The organism is Rubellimicrobium rubrum, assembly GCF_006152115.1.
Lineage (GTDB): Bacteria > Pseudomonadota > Alphaproteobacteria > Rhodobacterales > Rhodobacteraceae > Rubellimicrobium > Rubellimicrobium rubrum.
This window is the reverse complement of record NZ_VDFU01000017.1, coordinates 35,973-62,785: the sequence shown is the minus strand read 5'-3', so window position 1 is coordinate 62,785 and position 26,813 is coordinate 35,973. Positions and strand designations below refer to the sequence as shown.

Below are 26,813 nucleotides of genomic sequence, written 5' to 3'. Positions count from 1 at the left end.
CGGCACATTCCCGCCGCACCGGAACGAGCCATGGAACCTCACGGCCTCGCGAGCGTTTGTACCCCAACGAATGTAGAAGCGTCCGGGGGCACCGCGATCAACGTCCAACTGTACCTGCTCCGCCATGCCACCCATGCGGATTTCGGGCGTAGGCTTACCGGCCGGGCCCCGGGCGTTCCCCTGACCCCCGAGGGCGAGCGGCAGGCTGCCGTCCTGGGACGCCGCCTTGCCCCCGAAGCGCTGACCGAGATCCAGACCAGCCCGCGCGAGCGTGCCCGCGCGACCGCCGAGGCCGTGGCCCGGGCCAGCGGCGCATCCGTCACGGTAGTGGATGCGCTGGACGAGATCGACTTCGGCGACTGGACCGGGGCGGAGTTCGCCGCCCTGAATGGCCAGCCCCTTTGGGACGACTGGAACACCCGCCGCGCCCTGGTCCGCATCCCCAGCGGCGAGAGCATGGACGAGGCCGCCGGCCGCATCGCCCGGCATGTGGACGCCCTTGCTGCGTCGGGCACCGGCGGGCGGATCGCTCTGGTCACCCATTGCGACATGATCCGCGCCCTTGTGGCCCGGGTGCTGGGCCTGTCCTTTGACAACATCCTGCGCTTCGAGATCGGCCCGGCCTCCGTCAGCCGCCTGGAGGCTGGGCCCTGGGGCGCGCGGGTGCTTTCCCTCAATGAAACCACTGGAATGACTGCATGAAGGACGTGCCTGACCCTGGCGACGACGATCTTGCCCGCCGCATCGAGGCCCTGGGCCCTTGGTTTCACAACCTGCGTCTCGGCGGCATCGAGACGGCGCCGGGTCACTTCCTGGGCGACTTTCCCCGGACCAAGTTCGAACGCTTCGCCCATGCGATCCCGGAGGACCTGAGCGGCAAGTCCGTGCTCGACATCGGCTGCAACGCCGGGTTCTACGCCTTGGAAATGAAGCGCCGCGGGGCGTCGCGCGTGCTCGGGATCGACCATGACGAGCACTACCTTCGGCAGGCCCGCCTTGCCGCCGAGGTGGAGGGCATGGACATCGAGTTCCGGCAGCTCGAGGTCTATGACGTGGGCGCGCTGGGCGAACGCTTCGACGTCGTCATCTTCATGGGCGTGCTTTACCATCTGCGGCACCCCCTCCTCGCGCTCGACCTGATCCGGGAGCATGTCGCGGGTGACATGATGATCTTCCAATCGCTCCTGCGCGGGCCCGAGGAGGTCATGGAAGTGCCGAAGGAGGCCCCATTTTCCGAGGAGGCCATGTTCGAGGCGACCGGTTATCCCGCCATGTACTTCATCGAGCACCTTTATGCCGACGACTGGACCAACTGGTGGGCCCCGAACCGCGCCGGGGTCGAGGCCATGCTGAGGGCGGCGGGCTTCAGCATCGAGACCCGCGCCTCCGAGGACGTCTATATCTGCCGCCGCGCGGAGGTGCCCTATTCGCAATGGGGCGCGGGCGCGGCCTATCCGGCGAGGGGGCCGCGATGATCGAATCCGTGATGTTCTGGAACGAGCCCAACAACAAGTCCCACTGGGACCCGGCCATCGACCCGGACTGGTCGCAGTTCGCGACCATGATCAACCTCGCAGGCCAAGCCGTTGCGGATGTGAACCCCGACGTGACGCGGGTGCTGGGCGGGATCTCTCCCATCGACCCGAATTACATCCTGCGGCTAAAAGGGATGGGCGTTCTCGACAATGTGGACGTGGTAGCGGTCCATGGCTTCCCGCTCGACTGGAATCTGTGGCAGATCGGCGAATGGCCCGCCAAGGTCGCCGAGATCGAGGCCGTGGCCCCCGACCACCCCGTCTGGGTAAGCGAGGTCGGCGTGGGCTCCTTCGGCGCCGAGGAGGTTCAGGTCTTCGGCGTCCAGAAGACCGCCGAACTGCTCGTCGGCCGCGTGCCCCGTGCCTACTGGTACTCCCTCTTCGACTTGCCACGCGAGTGGGAGGCCACGACGCGCCACAAGGAGGCCGAGGGGTCGAGCTACTACCGCCATTTCTACATGGGCCTCATCCGCGAGGACGGGACCCCAAAGCCGAGCCTTGAGGCCTATGCGCCCTATGCCGACCGGATGGGGATCATGCAGTGGTTCCACTACGAGGACCCACGCCTGCCCAACGCCGTGGCCTGGCTCAAGCGGTTGGGCGTGCGGCACCTGCGGACGGGCCTGTCCTGGGCCGACAGCTTCCGGCCCAACGCTCTCGACTGGTTCGACCGCCAGATGGAGGCGCTGCAGGACTTCGACGTGATGGCGACCTTCTGCTTCACGCCCGAACATCTGGGTGTGGAGCCCCACCACACGAGTCCCCCGCGCGATCCGCAGCAGTTCGCCGACTTCTGCGCCGCCATGGTCGAACGTTACGCGCCGGCGACGCCGGTCAAGCTGCATTCCGCAGGGAGGGGTTGAGATGCCTGACGGACACCTGACCCGCGAGGGGATCAACATCGCCATCGTGGGCGTCGGCAACTGCGCGAGTTCGCTCGTGCAGGGGATCGCCATGTACCGCGACAATGACCGCAACGAGCATACGGGCCTGATGCATTGGGACCTGGGCGGCTACCGTCCCGGCGATATCCGCGTGGTGGCGGCCTGGGACATCGACCGTCGCAAGATCGGGCAGGACGTGTCACGCGCGATCTTCGAGCGTCCCAACTGCACCCTGATCTTCTGCGCCGACGTGCCCGAGACCGGCGCCAAGGTCCGGATGGGCAAGATCCTCGACGGCTTCGCGCCCCATATGGCCGAGCAGCCGGAGCACCGGACCTTCCTCCGGTCCGACCTGCCCGAGCCCTCCAAGGAGGAGGTCGTGCAGGCGCTGCGCGAGACCGGTGCCCATGTCCTGATGAACTACCTGCCCGTGGGCAGCCAGAAGGCGACCGAGTTCTACGCCGAATGCGCGCTGGAAGCGGGCGTGGCCTTCGTCAACAACATTCCCGTCTTCATTGCCAGCGACCCCGCCTGGGCCAAGCGCTTCGCCGACGCGGGCGTCCCGATCATCGGCGATGACATCAAGGCGCAGGTCGGCGCCACAATCGTCCACCGTGTTTTGACCGACCTCTTCGCCAAGCGTGGCGTGCGGCTGGAGCGGACCTACCAGCTCAACACCGGCGGCAACACCGACTTCCTCAACATGCGCGAGCGTGACCGCCTCGCCTCCAAGAAGATCTCCAAGACCGAGGCCGTGCAGGCCGTGGCCGCCCAACGCCTCGACTGGGAGAACATCCATGTCGGTCCCTCGGACTATGTTCCCTGGCAGAACGACAACAAAGTCGCCTTCATCCGGCTCGAAGGCACCATGTTCGGCGGCGTCCCCATGAACATGGAGGTCCGCTTGTCGGTCGAGGACTCTCCGAACTCCGCCGGCGTGGCCATCGACATGATCCGTTGCGCCAAGGTCGCGCGCGACCGCGGCCTTTCCGGTCCTATCGAGGCGCCCGCCGCCTTCTTCTGCAAGCACCCGCCACGGCAGATGAACGACGACGACGCCTATCAGGCGGTCGAGGACTTCATTCGCGAGGTCTGACCCCGGTCAGGCCCTCGCCAGGATCTCTCGGTCGAGGAGGTTCATCAGATCCCCGAAGTAGCCCTCGCTCCGCGCGGGCTGCGTCGGGTCCGAGGTGATGACGGCCGTGATCCCGACCTCGGGCGCGGCGGCGATGATCTGGCCGCCGTAGCCCCGCGCGATGGCGACCCGGCCGCGTGGAGCATCGCCCAGGAACCAGCCATAGCCGTAGTCGAGGCCCGAGAACGGTGAACGGGTCACCGGGGTGAGGCTCGCCTCGACCCACTCGGGCGACAGGACCTGCTGCCCGTCCCAAGTGCCGCCCTGTCGCAGCATCTCTCCGATCCGCAGCATGGCACGGGGGCTCAGCGCCATCTCGTTGCCGCCGAGGTAGTAGCCCTGAGGGTCGCGCGTCCAGGGTGCGACCTCGATGCCCAGCGGCTCGCCGAGCCAAGCGCGGGCCAGCGTCAAGAGGCTTTCGCCGGACGCCTCGGCCAGAGCTGCCCCAAGGATGTGGAAGCTGCCCGTGGAGTACAGCATCCGCCCGCCAGGCTCGGCCACGAAGGGACGAGACAGCGCATCGGCCACCCAGTTCGACGACGAGACCCATTCGCCGTAGTTCGGCCCCGAGGTCCGCTCCAGCCCCGCCCGCAGGGTCACGAGGTTTTCCATGGTCAGGTTGGCCACACGCGGGTCGGCGCCATCGGGGACAAGCCCCGGGGCGGCTTCGGCCAGGGTGGTCTGCACCGAGGGGATCACACCGCGGTCGATGGCAGCTCCCAGAAGCAAGGCCACGATGGACTTGGAAACCGATTTGACGTTGGTCAGCTGCTCCAATCCCGGCCCCCGGATCGCCTCGGCCAGCACCGTCTCGCCGTTCCGGGCCACAAGGATCGAGTGCAATTGCGGCAAAGCCCGCGCGGCCTCGGCGGCGCTGGTCCATGAATCGGACTGCGCCAGGGCCGGCGTGGCGAACGAAGCGGCCAGGCTCGCGAGCACGGTGCGGCGGGTCGGACGGGCCATGGATACTCCTGTCAAGGGACAGGGTCCAAGATGATCGTCCGGCCGCGGCCGTCCAGTCAACCGACGGTGAGGATCGCGTGTCCGGGAAGGGGCTTGGCGTTTAGGAGGGCTGGTCCAGATGCGCTGCGGCCCACATGGCGGCCTGGGTGCGGTTCTTGGCCCCGATCTTTTCGTAGCAGGCTCTCAGATGCACCTTCACGGTCGTCTCGCAAATGCCCAGCTCGTTCGCGATGTCCTTGTTGGACCCTCCAGCCACCAGCCTTGACAGGATGCGGCTTTCCTGGGGCGAAAGGTTGAGGGGACGCGAGCGTGCGCCGCCCCGTTGCCGCCCGCTGATCGCCGCGCCAGGGGGAAAGATGATCTCGCTCGGCGTGCGATGCTGGGGCGTCATGACGGCGAAGCCAGCCTGCACGACACGCACCGCACCCACCAGAGTGTCGGCGGCGCTGTCGTCGGAGATGATCGCGCTGACGTCCCGCCAAAGAACGGCCCGCAGCTCCTCGTACCGATCCGCCGGGACGACGAGGATGATCGGAGCCTGTGGAGACCGGGCCCGCACCGTCCGGATGTCCTGGAGGATCTGTCCGAAGACTTCCCCGTCGTGGAGCAGGATCACGTCGGTTACATCCGGTCCAGGCAATTCGTCCAGGCTCTCGCAGCAGGCCCGGACATCGATGGACGCGGATGAAAGAAACTTGGCCAGCATTTCCCGATAAAGACGAATACCACTTACGACAACGACTCCCATTCCGTGCACCATTTTCTTCTAACAACACAGTAGAAACGGCTGACATAACTTTTCGTCAGAGGCTTAGAAGTTAATCGAACCCTACCACGGACTGGGCATCCTGAGGAGTAGGTAAGAACCTGCCCTTTTCGCCAGTCCGTCGCTCTTGCCCTCTGATGCGAACCGCTTGTAACGCTGAGGAGCGACAGGATCGCCCGTCTTGGGCGCTACTCCCTCGGTATTAGTACGACTGCGCCCCGTCCCACGGACTTCCTTATGCTACCGTGATCATTACGTAACAGTGCGTTACGACCGGGGGTTCTTTGATGAGTTCGGTTACGCTGTCCGTGTTCGACACGGAGCTTTTTCATTTCTCGCGCATCCTGAAGCAAAGCCTGACCTCGCTGGGCCGCGAGGCCCTGGTAAGGCTGGACAGCCGCCAGGCCTGCTTGTGCCTGGGCAGCCGGGGCCAGCCCGACCCGCGCCGGTGGTCCTCGGCCCTGCGACGGGCGGAGCGGGTCGAGGTGAACCCCGGCCCGGTGGAGAGCGTGCGACCCATGCCAGCCGAAGACAAGGGCTGGATCGAACGGGCCGGTCACGACGCGGATGCCTGGTCCGCCTATGAGATCCGGTTCGCGTCGGGTGTCGTCGATCAGGTCGCCTTGCTGTGCGATGGCGACCAGGGGGAGAGCCTTTGCGAAGGCGTGTTGCGCGCCATCTGGTCGATGCTGCGCGAAAGCTGCCTGCGGGAGTTCACCGGAAGCCGCAGGGCCGCGGCGGATGCGCTGCTTTGGACGATCTCGCATCGGTTCGGCGCGGCTGTCATGGTGCTTGATGAGCATGCGCACATCCTGCAAACCAACCGCGTTGGGGCCGATCTCCTGGCCGAGCGTCGTCTCCTGCGCAGCGTGTCCGATGGCCTGTCCGCAGCCACGCCGTCCGACACCCGTGCGTTGCGCCAGGCGGTATCGGAATGCGTGGCCGGACACAGCGGCGCGTCCGAAGTCATTCTGCTGATCGATGATCCCGACGGCCCGGGACGCCTGCCCCTCTCGCTGACCCGTTTCGACGGCGGCGATGGTGCGTCTCTCGCGGTTCTGGTGATCCCGCAGCGACCCGATCCCAAGCGGATCGAGAAGCTTGCGCAGATCATGGGCCTTACGCCGGCCGAGGCGCGGGTCGCATCGCTCATGCAGCTTGGCCTGCCCAACAGAGAGGCCGCCTTCATCGCCGGCATCAAGGAGCAGACGTTCAACACCTACGCAAAGCGCGTTCTGTCCAAGCTGAACGTCGGCTGCAGGGCCGAGGCCGCGCAAATGCTCACCTGGCAGGCGGGTCTCGGCCTCGCGTCCTGAGCAGACCGGTGATCCCTGATCCCGAGGGCAAGGCGGCCGGCACAGGTTCGCAGTGTCGACCGCCCGCGCGGCGGGACTTTCAGGGGCAAGGGACTATCTGGCTCCGGCATGACAGTGCTGGTCGAAGACATCCTTACGCAGGCCGGCCCCGGCCCGTTCCAACGTCGCCTCCTGGGCATCTTCGGCTTCGTATGGGCCGCCGATGCCATGCAGGTGCTCGCGGTGGGCTTTACCGCCGCTTCGGTCGCACAGACCTTTGGGCTCACGGTGCCCGAGGCCTTGCAGACCGGAACCCTGTTCTTCCTGGGCATGCTCATCGGGGCCAGCGGCTTCGGGCGTCTGGCCGACCGTTACGGACGCAGGCGGGTGCTGCTGGTCACGGTGGCCTGCGATGCCGTGTTCGGTCTCCTGTCCGTGTTCGCCCCGTCCTTTGGCGCCCTGCTGCTGCTCCGGTTCCTGACGGGCGTTGCGGTGGGCGGCACCCTGCCCGTGGACTATGCGCTGATGGCCGAGTTCCTGCCCCCCGCCAACAGGGGCCGATGGCTCGTCATGCTCGAGGGGTTCTGGGCGATCGGCACTATTGCCGTGGCCGTCGCGGCCTGGATCGCGAGCGTGGCGGGGGTCGAGGACGCTTGGCGCATCATCTTCGCCGTCACCGCCCTGCCCGCCCTGATCGGCGTCTGGCTGCGCTTCTGGGTGCCAGAGTCACCCATGTTCCTCGTTCGGACTGGCCGGGCGGCTGAGGCCAAGGCGGTCCTGGACCGCGTCCTTCGCACGAACGGGAAGGCACTCCTAGAGGCCGGAGCCACGGTCGCCGCTCCTCCGCCTCCGGCTGCGACGGGGCTGTTCTCGCCCGCGCTGCGACGGCGAAGCCTGCTGATGCTGCTGGTCTGGTTCCTGGTCTCGATCTCGTATTACGGGGTGTTCACCTGGATGCCGGCCCGCCTGGCCGGCGAAGGCTTTGGCTTCGTGCGCGGATACGGCTTCCTTGTCGTCGTGGCCTTGGCCCAGGTGCCGGGCTATGCGCTCGCGGCCTATGGCGTCGAGGCCTGGGGCCGCAAGCCGACGTTGATCGGTTTCCTGCTCCTCAGTGCGGCCGCGTGCCTGCTCTTCGTGGTGGCGCGCGATTCCTATACTTTGGGCGCGTCCATCCTGGTGATGAGCTTCGCCCTGCTGGGCACCTGGGGATCGCTCTATGCGTTCACGCCCGAACTCTATCCGACCGAGAGCCGGGCGACGGGGATGGGGGCGGCCAGCGCGATGGCCCGATTGGGGGGCCTGCTGGCGCCGTCCGCCCTGGCCCTGCTGGTGGCGCAAAGCTTTGCGGCCGCCGTCGGCCTTTTTGCCGCCTTCCTGCTACTTGGTGCAGTGGCCGCGTCCTTGATCGATCAGGAAACACGGCAGCAGCCGCTCGCCTGACCGCCCTCTGCCAAGAGGTCCAAGTTCGGGGCGCTAGTCCGACCTTTCGGTCTGCTCCCCGTCGCCGTCGGCCGGGGCACCCGTCATGCCAAGCCCCGCAAGACCCAGTCCCGCCGGACCGCCCGCTGCGACCAGACCGCCCGCCGGAAGGAGTCCGCCGTCAAGCGACCCCGCCCTTTCCTGGTTCTCGGTCACGCCCGGCTGGTCGAACATGTCGCTGCCGACTTCCTGGCTGGCCTGCCGCCAGTGGTCCTCGTCGCGCCCATGCGGGCGGCCTTCCTGCTCCCAGATGGCGTGGGCACGCTCCCGGATGCGTTGCTCGCGATCATCGGCCATCGCCTCGCCTCCTCTTCCCTGATCTCATCAGATGAACCGCGAAGCGATCCAGGCGTTCCATGAACCCGGAGACTCGTCCAAGACCTGGCCCCGAGCGCCGAGCGCATGCCCATGAAATCGGAGCATCGATGACGGACACGGAGCCTTCGTGGCTAACGGACTGGCTGGCTGAGCCGCTTGGGACGGACGCGGCTTTGGCTCGCTTCGACGGACTGCCCGGCATCGGGCCGGGCCACCTGATCGGCCTGTGGCAGGGCCGGACGCTGCCGACCGGACACCCCTTCGACAGCCTGCTCGAGGGTTTGGGCTGGTATGGCAAGTCCATCGAGGACTCCGATCGCGTCCATCCCCTCCTCTTCCGTCGTTCCTCGGGGCGGATCGTCGCCCTGAACCCGGCTTTGATGCCCACGGCCGTCGCCCTTCACCGGCCCGGGTTCGCCCGCAGCCTGCCGGTCCGTCTGGCCTTTGCCGCGCTTGAGCCCGTTCTCCGGGCAAGGAGGCACGGCGCAACGCTTGGCCTGCGCGACTTTCGCGGGCGACAGGGCACCGCGCTGATCTACCATGAGCAGCCGATCACCGATCACCTTCGCCTGGCCGGCCCGGATCGTCTGGTCGGACTCATGGAGCGGAACGGCATGGCAAACCCGTTCTTCTTCCATCTCGCCCGAGTCGGGCCACCGTGGAACGGCTGAAGCAAAGGAAACATCCCAGTGAAGATCACGCGCATCGAGACCTTCTACGTGCCGCCGCGCTGGCTGTTCGTCCGCATCGAGGCCGATGACGGCCACTTCGGCTGGGGCGAGGCCAGCCTCGAGGGCTATGCCGAGGCGGTGGACGGCGCCTTCGAGGCGCTCAGGGATCGTTTCATCGGCCATGACCCGCGGCGGATCGAGGATATCTGGCAGGTCGCCTACCGGGGCGGCTTCTATCGCGGCGGGCCGGTCCTCATGTCGGCGCTGTCCGGGCTGGACCAAGCCTTGTGGGACCTCAAGGGCCGGGCCTGTGGCCTGCCGGCCTGGGACATGCTGGGTGGCCTCGTCCGGGACCGCATCCGCGCCTATGCCTGGATCGGCGGCGACCGCCCGCACGAGATCGCCGCTGCCGCCCGTGCCCGCCGCGAGCAGGGGTTCGGGGCCGTGAAGATGAACGCGACCGCCGAACTGGACTTCCTGGGCACACCCAAGCTCTTGGCCGAGGTGGTGGAGCGGGTACAGGCGGCCCAGGCCGAGGGCGTGGATGTCGGGCTCGACTTCCATGGTCGCGTGCACCGCCCCATGGCCAAGCAACTCGCGAAGCTGCTCGAACCGCTGGGCCTGCTGTTCATCGAGGAGCCGCTTCTGTCCGAGAACCCCGAGGGGCTGGAGCAGATCGCCAGACTGGTCTCGACCCCCATCGCGCTGGGCGAAAGGCTCTACTCGCGCTGGGACTTCAAACCATTCCTGGAGCGGGGCGCGGTCGACATCATCCAGCCCGACCTGTCGCATGCGGGCGGCCTGAGCGAATGCCGCCGGATCGCCGCGATGGCCGAAGCCTACGACGTCGCGGTCGCGCCGCATTGCCCCTTGGGGCCTTTGTCGCTGGCCGCCTGCCTCCAGCTTGCCGGATGTGCGCCGAACGTGGCGCTCCAGGAGATGAGCCTAGGCATCCATTACAATGTCGGCCACGACTTGCTGACCTTTGTCACCAACCCTCAGGTGCTGACGCCAGTGGACGGGTTCCTTCCCATTCCGACCGGACCGGGTCTTGGGGTCGAAATCGACGAGGCTGCGGTCCGAGAGGCTCATGCCACGCCGCACCGCTGGCGCAATCCGGTCTGGCGCGCCCGCGACGGCAGCTTTGCCGAGTGGTGACGCGAATCGGAGCGCAAGGGCCGTGCTGGTCGGCACCGGACGGGATGTGACCGGCCGGGTCGATCGGCTGTGGCAGCCCTGCCGCAAATGACCCCTCTTCGTGGGGGAGGCGCAACAGCTTTGGCCGGATGCGCAGCCCGATCTTGACGAGGACATTCTCGTCTGCCCTTCGCCCGGTTAAGGATGGCCTGGGGGCAAACGAGCAGACTCCTCGGAGATAACAAGAATGATTCCCACTATCGCGGCCACGAGCCGCCTCGGTCGGCGTGACCTCCTGGGCGCCTTGGGCGCCGGGCTCGCCTTGCCGCTTCTGTCCGGTTGCGGCGGCGGATACGAACCCCTGCCCTCCCCATGGCGACCGGGCAGCCGCTTGGACGGCATGGTTTCCACCATCGATCCCTATCTCGACATCACCAACTCCAACACCGGAGATCGGGTGGCGCTGCGCTTCGCCGATGATGGCGACTACGATCGCCGGGCCTTGCGCCGGCTGAACTGGATCTTTCGCGACTGGCGCGAGAACAAGGATCCCGAGATCGACCCGCGCCTGTTCTGGGCGTTGGCCGCCATCTCGAACGCGGCCCGAGAGGAAGGCCATTCCGGCCAGATCACCCTGCTGTCGGGGTTCCGGACCAAGCGCACCAACAATATGCTGCGCAGCAAGGGGGCGGGAGCCGCATCGAACAGCTACCACACCCGCCGGCGCGCCGCCGACATCCGGCTGGAGGGTACCACGGTCGAGCAGATCGCCGACTACGCCGAGTGGCTGCAGATCGGCGGCGTCGGTCGTTACTATGGGTCGAACTTCACCCATGTGGATTCGGGCCCCAGCCGCACTTGGACCGCCTGAGGCTTACAGGCCCACGCTGTTCGGCAGGATGACGAGATTCCGGATCACAATGCTTAGGGGCCGCTTCGGCATGAACAGGACTGCGTGGGCCACCTCCTCAGGGTGCCTTGCGAGCGCCTCCTCCATCTTGGCCTTGGGCCAGTGGTCGAGGAGCGCCGTCAGCACGGGACCGGACAGCACCGCGCCGACGCGCTGTCCGTGCTTTGACACCCGCCGGCGAACCGTCTGGACAATGGTCCGCACCGCGAACTTGGAGTCGGTGTAGATCGGCTCCCCCATGGGCTACCGGCCTTGTCGTGATGACGTCGCCCGTCCCGCGCTCGCAAGGGGGCAGAACTTGAGATCGAGGCTCAGAGCCTCGGGAATGCTTGCGAACAGTTTGACCCGGCGTACGCCGCCCCGCCCATCAGCTCCCCCCGTGGGCATCACGATGGTGGCAGTCCCTGCTCCGAACAGCGCGCCACGGCAGCTCAGGTCGAGGACGGGGCTGAACACCCCGAGCTCGGGAAGTTCGGCGGTCCGGCGAGGAACGTGTCGGCCAGTTGGATGACACGGCTGCGCAAGGGAACCGGCATGGCTGGACTGACGTGGCTGATCCAGGTGTTCGGCAGCTTCGGCCCGGTCATCACGAGATTGCCCGGCCCGAACTCCCCGAGGTAGCCGCGTCCCGTCGTGGCGACCACGTAGTGGATCCCGGATTCCGGGTGGAAGTGCCAGCGGGCGGCCCTGCAAGGGTAGCCTTGGTTCCAGGCGGTGAAGGCTTCGCCTCGGCCGATCTGGACAACCTCAAGTTCCGGCGTCACGCCGCCCCTCCTCCCTGGGCACGGCGCGACTCGGCGCATGCAGCCGTCGCCGTTGGAGCATCCTGCCTGGTTTCGGTGGTGATCAAGGACAAGGTCCTTCGAGCCGGGCCCGCTGCAACGTTTCAGGCACCCGACTGATGCTTTCTTGACGCCCCCTCCCTGCCCCAAGGCGAAATCCTTGCGATTGGGACGACGGAGCGCGTTTGGACCTGCCATGCGCTGGGCCTCCGGGTCCTTCTCAGACCTTCCCAGAGCCGCACGCCCGCTCTCGATCAGAAGGATCGTCTGACAGTCCGAACAAGCCAGGAGCCGGAGACGGCGGAGTCCGATCCGGAGCGGCTGGGAACTCCCCTCTCGCCGATAGTCTGTCGATGCCTGTAGGATGGACAACCCTCAGCCGCGCCTCATGCGCCCGTTGCTCGTCGCAGCAGCATCTCCTTTGATCGATGAGCACAGTTCCTGAGCACGATTCTGCCCAGAACGCGACCCGAGCCTGGGCCGAGCCAGGGAACGCAATACCTTAACATCACGCCGGTCGGCATGGCAGGCGTCACGGCAACAGGCTCGGCTGGATCTCGGCCGAGAAAGCCTCTCGGCCTGCGCCCAAGGGCGCTGGTCCAATCAGAATCGGGGCTCCGACATGATCCGTGCTACTGCATACTTGGCCGTGATCGGCTTGGCCATGATGGACCCGATGGGTGCCGGGCCGGATCTGCCGGTTTATGATCTTGCGATGGACCAGCCGCAGCACTCCGCCGACGGGGGTGTGGCAGACCGGGATCGCAGCATCGTCCCGGTCCGGGCGGACAGCCTCGCCCAGTGGGCTCTGCACGAAGAAGCGCCCTACCGCATGCCGGCGCTGCAGCCGAAGGCCGGACCGGACAATGCAGCTCACGGTGGAGTGTCCCGGCCGCGCGCCCGACCGTTCGTCACCCTCGACCCGCTCGTGGTTCTCGCGGCGGATCCGTCCTTTGGTCCCAAGGCCCGGCCGGCCGAGCCTTTGTTCCGCCCTCAGGCACGGCCAGCCGACCTTCTGGTGCCGGACCCGCCGACGAGCTTGTCCGGGGCGGACGATCTTCTGTGCATGGCGGTCGCGATCTACCACGAGGCTCGCGACCAGCCCTTGGACGGCCAACTGGCTGTGGCCTCTGTGATCCTCAACCGGACCGGAAGCCCCGCCCGCTGGGGTGACAGTCCCTGTGCCGTCGTCCAACCCATCCAGTTCTCTTTCCTGACCAGCGAGGCCCGCTTTCCTCCGATCGACGAACCCGAGGCTTGGGCGGTCGCTGTGGAAATGGCGCGCGAGGCGATCGAACGGGGGCCCAGTCCGGTCGTCGGGGGAGCCGACCACTACCATACCCCAGCCGTCGATCCCTCGTGGGATGAGGACATGATGCGGATCATCCGGATCGACGATCACATCTTCTATACGGACGCGACCTCCCACGGCTGACGGGAGCGCGTGGTTTAGCTCGTGGGTTGGGCACCCCGCCCGGCTTTGAGGCCTGAATGGGACGGCACCCGGCTGTTCGATTCGGCCACCTTGCGACGATCCAGTCCTGATCCAAGAGGGTATTCGGGGGCATCCTGCGCCACCCAGCTTTTGCAGCATTGCCCCTGACCCTCGACCGCGCTGAAGGCGTTTCGTGGATCCCTCATCCTTCGATCCCTTGGGTTTACGGATATTTCTTTGGGGAATCACGAGAACTCCCCAACAAAGACACGAAAGCTCCGTGGTTCACCCGCGAATGGGCGCAGCAAGGCAGGGCGACACTTCGCCGGCCGCGACCCATAGCCCAGGAGGCCCCGACCATGATGCATCGCCTTTCACTGATCGCCGTGCTGGCTGCCGCCGCACTGCCTGCCAAGGCGGCTGACGTGTCCTACGACTTGATCAACAACAGCGACCTCACGCTGGTCTATTTCTATACGTCTCCGGTGTCGGACCCAGAGTGGAGCGAGGATTTCCTGGGCGACAACGTGCTCGCCTCGGGTGAAAGCGGCACAGTGACCCTGTTCGACGCCAGTTCGACCTGCGCCTTCGACGTGAAGTTCGTGTTCGAGGACGGACAAGAGCTGACCGATCAGGTCGATGTCTGCGAGATGGCCAGCTACACGATCCAGAACGCACAGTAGGTTCAGGAGCGCCGAGCGGCTCCTGCCCGGCGCCTTTGACGTCGAGGCACCGGGACTACGGGTCCTGGTGCTTGGCTTCCTATGATCAAACGCCCTCTGCAGACTGACAGGGGAGGGCATTGTCCAGCATCCCCAGGGGGCCGCCCGCGCCCGCGCGGGGGCCGAAAGGGCGGTCAGCCCCTCGGCTTCTTCGACGGCGCGGAACGTCGCCCACCATAGGACTTGCTGGTCACAGCACCCTCCCGGTCAACTCTGGGAGCCGCTTGAGTTCGGGCCGCAGGGGTCTTGCGCCCTGCTTCCTGGGGCTTGGAGCTGGCGGGCCGGGTGGACCCGTCGTGAGGGGCGGTTTCACGCGGCTCGGATCCGGATTCGCCGCCCATGAATTCGGACCGCGGGGGCTGCGAGGGGCGCCCCTCGCTCTGGCCATCGCGCGACGGGCGGCGATCGGTCATGCGAGGGGGGCGGCTCGAACGCTCCAGCACGGGCTCGCCTTCCAGGCGACGCATCACCAGATCAGGCCCGATCTCGAAACTCGTGCCGAACAGATGGGCAACGGCCTTGGAGATCTGGACGAAGCTCTGGTCCCCCTGGATGCGGATCGCCCCGACCGAGTCCTTGGTGATATCTACGGCCCCGCAGATCTTGGGCAAGAGCCAACGCGCCTCGGCCCGCTGTTCGTGGCCAGCGGACAGGGAGAACCAGACCGCATCGCCGAACGCACCCCGATCGCGGGGCGCCGTGGAGGCCGGGGTGGCAGCGTCCGTCAGTTCCTCGGGTGCGGAGCGCCCCTCGCGCCAAAGGCGGATGAAGGCCGCTGCGACCCGCTCGGGGCCGAAGCGTTCGAGCAGAGCGGGGGCAAGGCCCGTGTCCTCGTCAGGCTCCGCGGCCAGGGCGGGATGCTCCAGCAGACGGACGTCGTCTTTTTCGCGCACCTCGTCGGCCGAAGGCGCCCGGCCCCAGTCGGCCACCACTTTTGCCCCCTGCAGGAGCCGCTGGGCCTTCTTGTATTCGGCTGGGGTCACGATCAGCGCCGACACCCCCTTGGCCCCTGCGCGGCCGGTGCGACCAGAGCGGTGCAGCAGCGTTTCGGAGTTCGTCGGGAGGTCCGCATGAATGACAAGATCAAGGCCCGGCAAGTCGATCCCGCGTGCCGCCACGTCCGTCGCGATGCACACCCGCGCCCGGCCGTCCCGCAGCGCCTGCAGCGCGTGGGTACGCTCCTGCTGGCTCAACTCTCCGGACAGCGCCACGACCTGAAATCCCCGGTTGGTCATCCGTGCCAGAAGATGGTTCACGTTCACGCGGGTCTTGCAGAAGACGATGGCCGTGCGCGCCTCGTAGAAGCGCAGCATGTTGAAAATCGCATGCTCGCGGTCGCGCGGCGTCACGCTCAGCGCACGATACTCGATATCGACGTGCTGCCTCGCTTCGCCGCCCGTCTGGATGCGCAGCGCATCGGTCTGGAAGGTGCGCGCCAGGTCCTCGATGGCGCGGGGCACGGTGGCCGAGAACATGAGCGTGCGCCGCTCGGCCGGAGCAGCCTGCAGGATGAATTCCAGATCTTCGCGGAAGCCCAGGTCGAGCATCTCGTCCGCTTCGTCCAGCACGGCGGCCTTCAGCCCCGACAGGTCGAGGCTGCCCCGCTCGATATGGTCGCGCAGGCGGCCCGGCGTGCCCACGACGATGTGCGGACCACGCTCCAGCGCGCGGCGTTCGGTGCGGTAGTCCATGCCACCGACGCAGGTTGCGACCTGCCCGCCCGCTTCGCCGTAAAGCCAGCCCAGCTCGCGGGCGACCTGAAGCGCCAGTTCCCGCGTGGGGGCGATGGCCAGGGCCAAGGGCGTGCTTACGGGCTTCAGCCGCTCGTCGTCGGCCAGGATCTCGGGCGCGATGGCAAGCCCGAAGGCCACCGTCTTGCCCGATCCGGTCTGCGCGGAGACGAGCATGTCGCGGCCCGAGGCGTCGGAGGCGAGGACGGCCTCCTGCACGGGGGTGAGGCTGTCATAGCCTTTGGCAGAAAGCGCCGCAGCGAGCGGCGCAGCAATCTTGAGATCGGTCATGGTCTTCGCCAGGAAAGGGGGTGGCCTGCACCCGATGAGCGGCGACCTTTTCCCTTTCGCGGCTAGGCCTCCCTGCGCCCGCCGCCCCGGAGTCCTGGAGCCGAACGCCGCCCCTAACCGCTAAGCCCAGGGAAGTCAAAGCCGAAGACGCCGTAAATGCGCACACCGGCCAAAATTGCGGCCACAGCCCTGCCAGAAACGCCGGGATCTGCCACAATCAGACAGCCCGGTGGGTGATCCGGCCACCGCAAATCGTCAGCGCCACCGAAAGGCTGTCCACCTCGTTGGCGGGGGTGGCCTCAATGTCGCCGGACAGCAGCACCATATCCGCCAGCAGGCCCGCGCGCAGCCGTCCGGTCCGATCCTCCACGTGGGCGGCCCAGGCGCCCCGACTCGTGTAGGCAGCCAGCGTGTCCATCAAGCCGATCCGCTCGTCGAGCAAGTCATCGGTCCAGGGCGTCCGGCATAGGGCGGCCCGGATGCCGCGCAGGACGGCCACATCCGAGACCGGCCAGTCCGAGGCAAAGACCAAGGGCGCGTCGAGCGTCCGCCAGCGATAGGCGTCCGTCCAGCGATGGCGCGGGATCTGACTGACCGAAGGCTCGAGCGGCAGGTCCATCGCTCCCGGCGGATGCGGTGGCTGGACCGACGCCACAACGCCCAAGGCCCGCAACCGGGGCACGTCGTCGGGATGGATCAACTCGATGTGCTCGATGCGGTGGCGGCTGTCGCGCGGGCCGTTCGCGGCACGAGCGGCCTCGTAGCCGTCCAGCACGACACGGACCGCGCCGTCGCCGATGGCATGAACCGCGATCTGCAGGCCCCGGCGATCCGCCTCGGTAGCGATCTTGGCAAAACGTGCGGGGTCGAACAGCGGCTCGCCACGCCAGCCAGGCCGACCGGGGTAATCCTCGGTCACCACGGCCGTTCCGCTGTCGATCACCCCGTCCATAAACATCTTGACGAAGCCCGATGTCAGCCAGTCGCCCTGCCAGTCCCGCGCCATAGCGTCGGCCTTGTCGAGCAGGCCAAGCTTCATCCAGGGCTTGAAATGGAAGGCCACCTTGACCCGGACCGGCAGGCGGCCCGCATCCTCAAGCTCCCGCAGCAGTTGGAGTGTGTAAAGGTTGCCGTCCATGTTCACCGCGCTGGTGATGCCGTGCGCAGCCAGATGTTCAAGACCTGCCGACAGCATCGCACGGTCGGCGGCGCGCTCCTCGGGCGTGGGTGCCGGGTCGGGTTCGCCCCCGGTCGCGAGTCCCAGGCCCGCCCGCACGATGCCCGCCATCGCCATGACCGGATCGAAGGCCGGCCGCTCGCGCAACTCACCGGTGGCGAGGCCGTCCGATCCCATCACGACCTCGGACCCTGGCGGCGTCGCGGCACCCCCGAGCAGCCCGGCGGCCGTCAGGGCGGCGGTGTTGGCCCAGACGGTATGGTGGTCGCCCGAGACCATGGCGAATGGGCGGTCGGGCAGGATGCGATCCAGATCCGCGCGCGTCGTTGGTCGTCCGAACACCGCATAATCCGTGCCTTGGGCGACCAGCATCCCTTCCCTGGGCCGCGCAGCGGCAAAGGCGCGAACGGCAGCCGTGACCGCGTCGGTTCCCATGACGCCGGTCAGCTGAAGGTGCCCAAGCTCGGCCCCACCCTGAAAGACATGGCAATGGTTCTCGAAAAAACCGGGCAGAAGCGTGGCCCCACGGGCGTCGATGACCTCGGTCAGGGGACCGTGCAGGGCCTCCACCTCGGCGGACCGTCCCACATGGATGATGCGGCCCTCTGCGACGGCCACGGCCTCGGCCCGGGGCGCGACCTCATCCATGGTGAGCACTCGGGCGCTGGTGATGATCACGTCGGCGGTCATGGAACCTCGGGGGTCGGAAAGGGCTGCACCAGACAGATCAGGCGTTGGCCGACCGCGCAACCTGTCCGTCGTCGAGCGGGCAAGCGACACTTAGGAACCGGGCTGCCACCACCCGGGTGCTACCGTCATTGGCCGAGTCCAAGGATCAGCGCACAAGATCCTGCACGAGGTCGAGTTCGGGAAAGCAGGTTGGGGAACGGCCCGACGCTTCCTGCCAACGACCGATCGACCGGCGGGTCTTGAAGCCCGGCAGCCCATCGGCCCCGCCGACGTCATGCCCGAGCGTTTCAAGAGCGCGCTGCATCGCCGCAACGTCGGATCGGACAAGTCCGCCGACATCGTCCCAGGATGCCGCAAAGTCGCCCGAGCCGTACTGGATGCGGTCACCCACATGGCCCACGAAAAGGGCATAAAGGTCGCTCGTGTTGTAGTCCTTCAGAACATAGAAGTTCGGCGTCACCAGAAAGGCCGGTCCATGCCGACCCGCGGGCATCAGCAGAAACCCCTCGGCCTGCTGCTCGTGTTCTGGGAACGCCCGTCCGCCAATCCGGCGGATGCCCATTCCTTCCCATTCGGCGATCGGACGGCCTTGGTCGGGCCCCTCCAAAGAGCAGGACACCGAGGAGGGAACCGTGACCTCGAACCCCCAGTCACGTCCCTTTACCCAGCCGTGCCGCGAGAGGTAGTTGCCGATGGATGCGATGGTGTCGGCGTCCGAGTTCCAGATGTCGGCCTGCCCATCGCCGTCGCCATCCGCTGCAAAGTCGAGCACGCTCGACGGCATGAACTGCGGCTGCCCCAGAGCGCCGGCCCAGCTGCTTCTCATGTCGCCCGCCGCGACGCTCCCTCCTTCGACGATCCGAAGTGCCGCGATGAGCTCGTCGGTGAAGTAGTCGGGGCGGGCTCCCATGAAGCCCCTGGTTCCCAGCACCTCGAAGGCGTCGTTCGGAATGGGCACGCGGCCGTAGCCGCTCTCGCGGCCCCAGATGGCCAGGATGATACGGCCGGGAACGCCTGTGGCCTGTTCCACGGCATCAAGCGTCGCCGCGTGCCGCGACGCCATCTGCCGCCCGACCGCTGCCGCGCCCTCGACCGCGCCGCGGCTGAAATAGTCGGCGGGCGAATTGAACTCGGCCTGGTGCTGCCGCTGCGGGGTCTGACCCGACGTTCCGGGCGGAAAAAGGTCGGGGAGATCCCAGTCCAGCGCGACGCCCCCGAGCGCAGTGTCGAAGGTTGCCCGCGTCACCCCTTCGGCCCGCGCGCGGGGCCAGACCGTCTGCTCAAGCCAGGCTCGAAACTGCTGCTCGACGTCGACGCGGTCCTGACCGAGGGCGGGACCGGTCAAAAGGGACAAGGACAGGACAAGGGCGACGCGAAGGGTCAAGGGGCGGCTCCGGGCTGGCAGGTCATCGTCGGTCCAGCGGCCTCGGGCCCCATCGCAGGTTTCGCGGGATCTGTCCGTGACCACAGACCTTGGATCAGGCCACGGAACACATCCCACTCTCAAGACCGATCGTCACGGTCCGCCCTGAAACCCCTGGACACGGATCGGCCGAGCCCGGGCGCTTGCAATCGCGTCAGCGGGATCAGGCGGCCTCGGCCGTCACCCGTTCCACCGCGCTCAGAACCTCGGCGGTCGCCGTCTGGTGCACCATGTGCCCCGTGCCCGGCAGGCAGGCGAAGCTGCTTTGCGGGATCTCCCGGTGCAGGCGGGCCGACTGGTTGCGAACGGTGACCATCCGGTCCCCTTCGCCGGCAATGATGGCGACCGGCATGTTCAGGCGGGCATAGCGGTCCTTAGCGACAGCCGCGCAGGGGATCATGAGCCCGGTTTCCTCGGCGCTGGCCCGGAGGTGCGACGGGCGCAGGGCCATGTCGCGAGGGAACTGCTTGAACTTGTCCGGCGTGGGCGCCGGCCCGAAGATCTTGCGCATCATGACCGGCCAAACCAGGCGGGCGATCAGCGGCGACACGGTATGGCGCAGCACATCGCCTACGACGGGAATGGCCGGCAGCGACATGGGCACGACATCCAGGCGGGCCGACGGGTAGAAATAGCCCCCTTCCAGCACGAGACTGCCCGCGACGTCGGGATGACGCTCGGCCATTGCCACCGCCACAGCAGCGGCCCAGGAGTGACCAAGGACAGTGGCCTGGGCAACCTCCAGCTGTCGGAGGGCAGCGGCGAGGAGGTCCGCCTGCGCGTCCGGGGTCCACAACGTGCCACGCGGCCGCGTGCTGTAGCCGTAGCCGGGACGGTCAAAGACGATGACGCGGTGCGTCCGGGCGGCCTCGTCCACCAGTCCGCTCGAAAGGAAGTCCTGGATCATTCCGCCGTTGCCGTGCAGCAGCACGAGCACGGGGCCGGTACCGCGATCGATGTAGTGCAGGCGTACGCCATCGACTTCGAGGAATTGGCCGATCGGCGGGTAACGGCGTTCGGCCGCCTTCGCGTTCCGCTGGTTCAGCACCGCCAGGGCCCCGAGGGTGGCAAGTCCAAGCGCGCCCAGAACCGCCGGCCGGGCCAGCTCCTTCACGGTCTTGTTCTCAGATAGACCGCGCGACAGAGCCGCAAGACGGGAGGAATGCTTGGTGTCGGGTTTCGTATGGGAATGAGCGTTCATGCCGGGCCTCTGAGCAGGGGGGAGGCGGCTCGGGGATGTCCGTTTATGCCGCACTGCAGCACAACCCGCCAAGGTGGCAGAGGTTCCTGCCTGCGGCCCAAGCAAGCGAAAGTCCGGCGCGGACCGACGTCAGCCCGATCGCATGAAGGCGGCATACAGAAGGATTACGAGGAAGAGCGCAACAGCAATGGCGATCAGCCCGCTCAGCGGCTCGTCCATGCCCATCCAGGGCAAAAGCCATCCCCCAAGAGCATTGACCGAGGTTATTGCAATCAGGAACGCCGTCACGCCAAACAGCAACTCTTTCACAACACGGCCCGCAAGGTTCAGGTGACCTGAATCGCAGGCTGCCACCCACTCGGATCCCATCCTAGTTGATCTTACGTTAGGTCAAGCCCTGCTGGCCTAGTCCTTGATGGAGTTGGAGAACGACACGGCCGCATTGAGAAGCTGCGCCCCGACGTCCGTGTCATCGCCGGCGTGATGCAACGCCATCAGTTCACTTTGCAGCCAGTCGAGGATCACGGTCTGGGGAGCCCGGTCAGAGGCGGCTTCAAGACTTTCCTCAAGCCGGGAGCACGCCGCGCGCAGTTCCCGAGACGAGGTCTCGAGCTGCCGCAACATCAGCATGTACAGCAGTCGATCCCGTTGCGCCGTCATCAAGCCGTAGCGTCCCCAATCCCCGTCACGACCCTTGGGACGGCATTTAACTGAGTCAATCCAACTTGCAACTGTGAATTGTTTCTCAGGGACGCACTGTGACCAGCCTCTCACGGTCCCGCTGGCCATCCAGCCAAATGGCCCGGATGCGCTGGGCCGTAGGGGTGTTCAATGCATGCCGGCTCCCAAGGAACAGCGACCGACGCTTCGGGGAACGCGGACCCGAGGAGCAACTCTGAAGGTCCCGTGACCCTCCGCAGCCGAGCGCGCCTGTCGGGGATAACCATGCGCGGTCGTCGTGCCGGACAGGATGGCAGCCTGCTTCCTTGCAACGCTGGGCATTCAGGACCGCGCCCCGAACAGGCCGCCCTGAACATCTGCGCGAGGTGGCCCGGGACGTGGCTGACCCCTGCGACGTCGCGTGATAAAGCCTGCAGTTGACCGATCCGGCTCGAGTACGAGCCGACACAGGCGACCCAAGGCTCATGGATCACACGGAACTGGACATCGGCGGCCCCAAGGCCGGCCCCCGCGCGCGACCGCGCCGAGCCGTCGCCGAAGCGTTGGAACGGCTGCTGCGAGCCCATGTCGCCTTCCGGGTTCATCGGGAGCGGGAGGGCCTCCACGACATCCTGCGCCCCGCCCGAGAGACGGAAACCGACATGATCCAGGCGGTCTTCGGGCATTGCGGCGTTCCGCTGCCGGACAGCCTGCTCGCGATCTACCGGCGGACGCTCGGGGTGGGAAATCCGGTGTCCCCTCTCCCCGTCCTGTCGGTGCCGTTCCTGCGAGCCGCCCTCCCTGACGAGGGCTTCGGACATCCCGTGGTGGGACTGGCTACCTTCGAGGAGGATCTGGGGCTCTACCGGGACGAGCCCACCTTTGAGCGTCCCCCGTTCCTGCCTCTGGGCCAAGCTGGCCCCTTGGGCCTGACGGTCAGCCGGAACGGTTTGTGGTCGCTGAAAAGCTACGCAGGACAGGGAGCTTCGCCGGAGCCCCAAGACTTTCGCCTGATCTTCGAAGCGGCGTTCCCGACCTATGTGGATCAGACGGTTCTTCTGTGGGCCAACGACCTCGCGGGCGATCTGGTAAGGATTCGCGACCTCGACGTAACTCAGGGCGTCGGGCTGGCCGCCATGCCCGCGGCACTGCTGGAGGCGCGCGACCATCTGTTGGTTCCGCGATCCCTGACGCCCCGAACCTGGGGCGAGGTCGAGCCCCTGGATCATCCCGACCTGCTGCGAGCCGGTCCCCGCAGCGAGGGATCGGACACCGCTGCCCCCTTGGGATCCGCTACGGCCATCGTGGGGTTGCCTTATGGCGGATTCGCCCTGGTGGCCGGTCGGATCGGACTCGGAACCCTGCTGCGCCTGCAGCCCGTCCATGACAATCCGTACGATCCGAACGCGGTCGAAGTGTGGTACGACGATGAAGAGCCGGTTCGCGTGGGCTTCGTGGAGCGGCAGGATGCTCCGAACTACAGGGCCCTCCCCGACGGTCCTTCAGCGTGGCGGCTGCGGGTAACGGACCGCTCAGAGCATGCGCTTCTCGCGAGACTGGAACGATTCCGACCCGCGAGCGCGGTCGACGACACTGATGCATCCGGGCCCAAGGCGCGTGCCGAGGGTGACCATGACTTGTTTCGCAGAAGGGGATAATCGGCGTTGCCGCCCCAAGCCGACCCCTTTGCGGATCACCCGATCCAGGCCAGATACGCAGTGATGGTGAGAACCGAGCCCAAGGTCGAGGCCAGCACGACGCCCGAGGTGGTGGTGGCATCCCTCCGATAGAGTTCGGCCAGCATGAAGGGGCCGGTTCCGGTGGGCAGCGCCGCGAGAAGGACCGCTGTCTGGGTCATCGCCGGTGACAACCCGAACACGCCGACCGCAAGGGTCCAGGTGACGGCCGGCTGGAGCAGCAGCTTGAAGGCCACAAGAAGAGCCGTGGACCTGGTGTCGCGCTTCAGGCCTGCGCTTTGCGCATCGGCAAGGAACAGGCCTAGCGCCACTAAGGCACAAGGCGATGCCGCACCGCCCAGGAGGCGCAGGAAGCTCTCGGCCGGCCCAGGCAGGCTTAGGCCCGCGAGGGGAACAAGGCTTCCCAGGACCGGGGCGACCAGCAAAGGATTGCGCAGCAGGGATCGGCCCACCTTGGCCACGAGGCGAACCGGGCGCGACTCTGGCTGGAGGCTGATCTCGATCATCACGATGGCCACGGCGAACAGGACGCAGACCGTCAGGATCGTGGCGATCAACGTCGGTCCCAAGGCATCGCGGCCCAGCGCCACCATCGCGAGCGGAAAGCCCAGGAAACCGGTGTTCGCATACCCGGCGTTCAAGCCGTCGAGAACCGCGTCGGTCAAAGGGCGGGACTGGCGCAATCGCAGCATCAGGGTCAGGCCGAAGACGACCCCCGATCCAAGGCCAAAGGCCGCGACGAAACCAGGCTGCCAAAGATCCGCCCATCGCGCATGGGCCATGATGTCGAACAGCAGAGCCGGCAGCGCGAGGGAGACCACGAAGCGGCTCAGCTCCGTCGTGGCCGCGGCGCCAAGCGCGCCCAACCGCCGGGCCAGCCATCCGGCCAGGATGAGCGCGAAGATGGGCAGGACGACGGACAGGGTGGACAGCATGAAAGGCAGCCGATCTGGGACGGTGGGCCGGGCTTAACGGGTCGGACCGGCATGATCCAATCCTGTTCGCGGTCGCACAGACCACGCTTTGGATAGCCGGTCACCATCCCGGGCCACTTGCAGAGTGCCGAACCCGAAGCGACCGGCCGTTGACGAGCAGCACGGCTTATCGGGAATGCAGGCCCTTTCGCATTACGGAAAAGATTGGCCGCTCCTTGTCCAGCCTTGTTCGTCATCTGTCAGAAAGGGTCGGACCGCCCCGGCTGCTCTGCCACCAGATGCCCACCCCCGACGTCCACGAGCCGGAGCCGTTCGGGAGGATCGCCAACGCGGCGCACAGGGCTTGGCGTCTCGGCCGCCATGCGGGGACGGGACGGCCGGACATGGCCGGGATCGGGGATCGGCACCGCCTCGATCAGGCGGCGGGTGTAAGGGTGGCGGGGATCGCCAAAGACCTGCGCACGGGTTCCCATCTCCATGATCTGGCCCAGGAACATCACCGCGACGCGGTCGGCGATGGAGTCCACCACCGCCATGTCATGCGAGATGAAAAGAAAGGCGACGCCGGTGTCCTCCTTCAACTCCTTGAGGAGTTGCAACACCCGCGCCTGCACGGAAACATCCAGCGCCGAGACGCTTTCGTCCGCGACGATCAGCTTGGGGCGCAGCGCCAGCGCGCGCGCGATGCAGATGCGCTGGCGCTGCCCGCCAGAGAACTCGTGCGGGTAGCGGTCGATCTGGGCGCGGGTCAGGCCCACCCGTTCGAACAGCCGCTCCACGGTGGCGCGGCGCTCCTCCTTTGTGCCGATGCCATGGATCACCAGCGGCTCGGCCACGAGGTCGCCTACCCGCATCCGGGGGTCGAGCGCGGCGGCGGGATCCTGGAACACGATCTGGGCATCGCGGCGCACGGCGCGGGTCACGTCGGACTGCCCGCGCAATCGGTGGCCCGCAAGGTCGATCTCGCCCTCGAACGGAACAAGGCCCGCGATGGTCTTGGCGATGGTGGATTTGCCGCAGCCGGACTCCCCCACCAGCGCGAAGGTCTCGCCGGCTTGGATTTGCAGCGACACGCCCTCGACCGCATGGACGCGGTGGGTCGTTCGGCCCAGCAGACCGTGTGCGATATCGAAACGCACCGTCAGATCGCGCAGGGTGCAGACCGGGGGCCTTTGTGCCGCCGGGTCTGTCAGGGCGCGCTGGCCCATGCGCGGGACGGCGGCAAGAAGCGCCTTGGTGTAATCCTTGGCTGGTGCGCCGAAGATCTGGGCGACCGGCCCCTCCTCGACCACCGCGCCGTCCTTCATGACGATCACGCGGTCGGCCATTTCGGCCACGACGCCCATGTCGTGGGTGATGAGGACGATAGCCGTGCCCATCTCGCTCCGGAGGTCCCGCAGCAGGTCCAGCACCTCGCGCTGCACCGTCACATCAAGGGCGGTCGTCGGCTCGTCCGCGATCAGCACGTCGGGGCGGAGCGCGATGGCCATGGCGATCATCACGCGCTGACGCATCCCGCCCGAGAGTTCGTGGGGAAACTGCCGGAGCCGCCGTTCCGGCTCGGAGAGCCGCACGGCCTTCAAAGCCTCGAGTGCCCTGCCCTGCGCTTCGCGGCGGGGCAGCGGCTCGTGGGCCTGAATGGCCTCGACCAGTTGCGCCCCGACGGTCATCACCGGGTTGAGCGAGGTCATCGGCTCCTGAAAGATCATGGCGATACGGTCGCCCCGGATGGCCCGCATCCGTGTTTCGGGCAGCCGCAGGAGGTCGGTGCCGGCCAGCCGCACCGCGCCGGCCGTCGCCCGCACGTTCGCGGGCAGGAGGCCCATCACGGCAAGCGAGGTAATAGACTTGCCCGACCCCGACTCGCCCGCGATGGCCAGCGTCTCCCCCCGCCGCAGCGCGAAGGAGATGCCTCGGACGAGCGGGCGGAGCCCCGTCTCGGTCGCGACCGAGACGGTGAGCCCCTCGACCGAGAGGACCGGGTCGGCGGGGGCCGTGCCAGCCCCCACCCGTGTCGCCTCGGCCAGCGTCATTCGAACACGGCCCGGGGGAAGTAGAAGCTCACCACCCAGTTGGGCATGTCCACGATCTCGGAAATCCGGAGATCACCGCAAACGGAGCAGAGCATGTAGGCATCGACCGCCGACAGGCCGCGGGTGGCGCAGAGATGGTCGATCATGTTCGCCACCGCGTCCCGCGCCCCGGCCATCAGGTCCGGGCCGATCCCGGTCGTAACCTCATAGCCCTTGGCGTCGAGATGCCGCGTCACCGGCCCGTCGGTCACGAAGCGCGGGGTCCGCAGGTTCGCGCCCTTCACCAGATCGAGCGTCAGGACAACGTCCATCGGGCTTTCGATGGCCGTGCCGCAGACCTCACCGTCACCCTGCGCCGCGTGGGTGTCGCCCACCGAGAACAGCGCGCCCGCCACCTCGACGGGCAGGTAGAGCGTCGTCCCCACCCCCATGTCGCGGATGTCGAGGTTGCCGCCCACCCGCCGGGGCGGCACCACCGTGTGGTGCCCGGGCTCGGCCAGCGCGTTGCCGATCGTGCCGGTGAAGGGCTTGAGCGGCACCCGCGCCTGCGTCCCCCACATCGCGGGGGCCATCGTCTGGGCGTCATACTCCCAGACGATCAGCGCGGGGTCCTTGAACTGGTCGGCGAGCAGCCCGAAGCCCGGGATGTTCGCCGTCCAGCCCCAGCCCGAGGGCGCGAAGCTGTCGAGCGTGATCTTGAGCGCGTCGCCGGGCTCGGCCCCTTCGACGTAGATCGGCCCGGAGACCGGGTTGATCTTGCCGAAGTCGAGGTCGATCACGTCCTGCAGCACCGACTTGGGGCCAAGCTGGCCCGCCGAGCTGTCGTGGCAATGAAACAGGATGGTCGATCCGGGGGCCACCCTTTCGGCCGGAGCAAGCGAGTTGTCCCAGCCGAAGTGGCTCTGATGCCCGTGGATCGTGTAGTCGCAGGCTTTGCACATGAT

At 67.2% G+C, this 26,813-nt stretch carries 25 protein-coding genes and 1 pseudogene; 12 read left to right on the top strand and 14 right to left on the bottom strand.

From position 1 onward, the window contains the following. Positions 1–30 precede the first annotated feature (30 nt). Genes FHG66_RS14085 through FHG66_RS14070 form a run of 4 tightly spaced genes read left to right on the top strand, consistent with a single transcriptional unit; the run spans position 31 to position 3,515 of the window. Entirely contained in the window at positions 31–702 is a 672-nt protein-coding gene (locus tag FHG66_RS14085; protein ID WP_139077699.1) for a histidine phosphatase family protein, read from the top strand. Further along, positions 699–1,475, top strand: coding sequence for a TIGR04290 family methyltransferase (locus FHG66_RS14080; protein WP_139077698.1), 777 nt, complete (start codon positions 699–701; stop codon positions 1,473–1,475). The genes FHG66_RS14085 and FHG66_RS14080 overlap by 4 nt, the downstream gene beginning before the upstream one ends. After that, entirely contained in the window at positions 1,472–2,398 is a 927-nt protein-coding gene (locus FHG66_RS14075; RefSeq protein ID WP_139077697.1) for a beta-xylosidase, read from the top strand. The genes FHG66_RS14080 and FHG66_RS14075 overlap by 4 nt, the downstream gene beginning before the upstream one ends. Before the next feature lies 1 nt (position 2,399). Beyond that, on the top strand, positions 2,400–3,515 hold the full coding sequence (locus FHG66_RS14070) for an inositol-3-phosphate synthase (RefSeq protein WP_139077696.1): 1,116 nt from the start codon (positions 2,400–2,402) through the stop codon (positions 3,513–3,515). Between the two features lie 6 nt (positions 3,516–3,521). Here FHG66_RS14070 and FHG66_RS14065 read toward each other — a convergent pair whose 3' ends face one another. Together FHG66_RS14065 and FHG66_RS14060 are read right to left on the bottom strand one after the other, a co-directional pair. Further along, entirely contained in the window at positions 3,522–4,517 is a 996-nt protein-coding gene (locus FHG66_RS14065; RefSeq protein WP_139077695.1) for a serine hydrolase domain-containing protein, read from the bottom strand. Between the two features lie 100 nt (positions 4,518–4,617). Next, a complete protein-coding gene (locus FHG66_RS14060; protein ID WP_176556261.1) occupies positions 4,618–5,265 on the bottom strand; it encodes a response regulator transcription factor in 648 nt (215 codons plus the stop codon). Between the two features lie 305 nt (positions 5,266–5,570). Here FHG66_RS14060 and FHG66_RS14055 point away from each other — a divergent pair, with 305 nt between their 5' ends. Together FHG66_RS14055 and FHG66_RS14050 are read left to right on the top strand one after the other, a co-directional pair. Next, positions 5,571–6,599 (top strand): helix-turn-helix transcriptional regulator, encoded by a 1,029-nt coding sequence (locus FHG66_RS14055; RefSeq protein WP_139077693.1) that lies wholly within the window; start codon positions 5,571–5,573, stop codon positions 6,597–6,599. A 108-nt stretch (positions 6,600–6,707) separates the two neighbouring features. Next, on the top strand, positions 6,708–8,018 hold the full coding sequence (locus FHG66_RS14050; protein WP_139077692.1) for an MFS transporter: 1,311 nt from the start codon (positions 6,708–6,710) through the stop codon (positions 8,016–8,018). Positions 8,019–8,051: 33 nt separating this feature from the next. Here FHG66_RS14050 and FHG66_RS14045 read toward each other — a convergent pair whose 3' ends face one another. Next, positions 8,052–8,354 carry a DUF2934 domain-containing protein gene (locus FHG66_RS14045; RefSeq protein WP_139077691.1) on the bottom strand — a complete coding sequence of 101 codons (303 nt, stop codon included), beginning with the start codon at positions 8,352–8,354 and terminating at the stop codon, positions 8,052–8,054. 128 nt (positions 8,355–8,482) lie between these two features. Here FHG66_RS14045 and FHG66_RS14040 point away from each other — a divergent pair, with 128 nt between their 5' ends. The 3 genes from FHG66_RS14040 (at position 8,483) to FHG66_RS14030 (ending at position 11,054) form a co-directional block, all read left to right on the top strand. Continuing rightward, complete coding sequence (locus FHG66_RS14040; RefSeq protein WP_176556260.1) at positions 8,483–9,046, top strand: GXWXG domain-containing protein; 564 nt, start codon at positions 8,483–8,485, stop codon at positions 9,044–9,046. Between the two features lie 18 nt (positions 9,047–9,064). Beyond that, complete coding sequence (gene dgoD / locus FHG66_RS14035; protein WP_139077689.1) at positions 9,065–10,204, top strand: galactonate dehydratase; 1,140 nt, start codon at positions 9,065–9,067, stop codon at positions 10,202–10,204. Positions 10,205–10,430: 226 nt separating this feature from the next. Continuing rightward, positions 10,431–11,054: a YcbK family protein gene (locus FHG66_RS14030; RefSeq protein ID WP_139077688.1), complete on the top strand. Its 624-nt coding sequence runs from the start codon at positions 10,431–10,433 to the stop codon at positions 11,052–11,054. 3 nt (positions 11,055–11,057) lie between these two features. Here FHG66_RS14030 and FHG66_RS14025 read toward each other — a convergent pair whose 3' ends face one another. After that, positions 11,058–11,333: an SDR family oxidoreductase gene (locus FHG66_RS14025; protein ID WP_139077687.1), complete on the bottom strand. Its 276-nt coding sequence runs from the start codon at positions 11,331–11,333 to the stop codon at positions 11,058–11,060. 191 nt (positions 11,334–11,524) lie between these two features. After that, the gene (locus FHG66_RS14020; protein WP_139077686.1) at positions 11,525–11,857 is read right to left on the bottom strand and encodes a cupin domain-containing protein; all 333 of its coding nucleotides are present in this window, start codon (positions 11,855–11,857) and stop codon (positions 11,525–11,527) included. Between the two features lie 640 nt (positions 11,858–12,497). On the opposite strand from FHG66_RS14020, the gene FHG66_RS14015 reads away from it, so the two are divergent. Both FHG66_RS14015 and FHG66_RS14010 read left to right on the top strand, forming a co-directional pair. Next, on the top strand, positions 12,498–13,310 hold the full coding sequence (locus FHG66_RS14015; RefSeq protein WP_139077685.1) for a cell wall hydrolase: 813 nt from the start codon (positions 12,498–12,500) through the stop codon (positions 13,308–13,310). A gap of 359 nt (positions 13,311–13,669) precedes the next feature. Then, positions 13,670–13,993, top strand: coding sequence for a hypothetical protein (locus FHG66_RS14010; RefSeq protein WP_139077684.1), 324 nt, complete (start codon positions 13,670–13,672; stop codon positions 13,991–13,993). A 179-nt stretch (positions 13,994–14,172) separates the two neighbouring features. Here the strand turns inward: FHG66_RS14010 and FHG66_RS14005 are convergent. From FHG66_RS14005 to FHG66_RS13980, 6 genes and pseudogenes are all read right to left on the bottom strand, one after another. Beyond that, positions 14,173–16,053, bottom strand: a pseudogene (locus tag FHG66_RS14005) (DEAD/DEAH box helicase); the annotation flags it as partial. Positions 16,054–16,270: 217 nt separating this feature from the next. Further along, positions 16,271–17,920: an amidohydrolase gene (locus tag FHG66_RS14000; protein ID WP_139077682.1), complete on the bottom strand. Its 1,650-nt coding sequence runs from the start codon at positions 17,918–17,920 to the stop codon at positions 16,271–16,273. Between the two features lie 145 nt (positions 17,921–18,065). Next, complete coding sequence (locus FHG66_RS13995) at positions 18,066–19,304, bottom strand: lytic murein transglycosylase (protein WP_139077681.1); 1,239 nt, start codon at positions 19,302–19,304, stop codon at positions 18,066–18,068. Positions 19,305–19,506: 202 nt separating this feature from the next. Further along, positions 19,507–20,544: an alpha/beta fold hydrolase gene (locus FHG66_RS13990; protein ID WP_139077680.1), complete on the bottom strand. Its 1,038-nt coding sequence runs from the start codon at positions 20,542–20,544 to the stop codon at positions 19,507–19,509. A 129-nt stretch (positions 20,545–20,673) separates the two neighbouring features. After that, positions 20,674–20,898 carry a hypothetical protein gene (locus FHG66_RS13985; RefSeq protein ID WP_139077679.1) on the bottom strand — a complete coding sequence of 75 codons (225 nt, stop codon included), beginning with the start codon at positions 20,896–20,898 and terminating at the stop codon, positions 20,674–20,676. A gap of 51 nt (positions 20,899–20,949) precedes the next feature. Continuing rightward, positions 20,950–21,204 carry a hypothetical protein gene (locus FHG66_RS13980; protein WP_139077678.1) on the bottom strand — a complete coding sequence of 85 codons (255 nt, stop codon included), beginning with the start codon at positions 21,202–21,204 and terminating at the stop codon, positions 20,950–20,952. Positions 21,205–21,689: 485 nt separating this feature from the next. On the opposite strand from FHG66_RS13980, the gene FHG66_RS13975 reads away from it, so the two are divergent. Continuing rightward, positions 21,690–22,862, top strand: coding sequence for a hypothetical protein (locus FHG66_RS13975; RefSeq protein ID WP_139077677.1), 1,173 nt, complete (start codon positions 21,690–21,692; stop codon positions 22,860–22,862). A gap of 35 nt (positions 22,863–22,897) precedes the next feature. Here the strand turns inward: FHG66_RS13975 and FHG66_RS13970 are convergent, their stop codons facing one another. The 3 genes from FHG66_RS13970 to FHG66_RS13960 form a co-directional block, all read right to left on the bottom strand. Next, positions 22,898–23,836, bottom strand: a complete 939-nt coding sequence (locus FHG66_RS13970; protein WP_139077676.1) for an AEC family transporter — start codon at positions 23,834–23,836, stop codon at positions 22,898–22,900. Between the two features lie 239 nt (positions 23,837–24,075). After that, positions 24,076–25,869, bottom strand: a complete 1,794-nt coding sequence (locus FHG66_RS13965) for an ABC transporter ATP-binding protein (protein ID WP_139077675.1) — start codon at positions 25,867–25,869, stop codon at positions 24,076–24,078. Then, positions 25,866–26,810 (bottom strand): acetamidase/formamidase family protein, encoded by a 945-nt coding sequence (locus FHG66_RS13960; protein ID WP_139077674.1) that lies wholly within the window; start codon positions 26,808–26,810, stop codon positions 25,866–25,868. The genes FHG66_RS13965 and FHG66_RS13960 overlap by 4 nt, the downstream gene beginning before the upstream one ends. Positions 26,811–26,813: the final 3 nt, after the last annotated feature.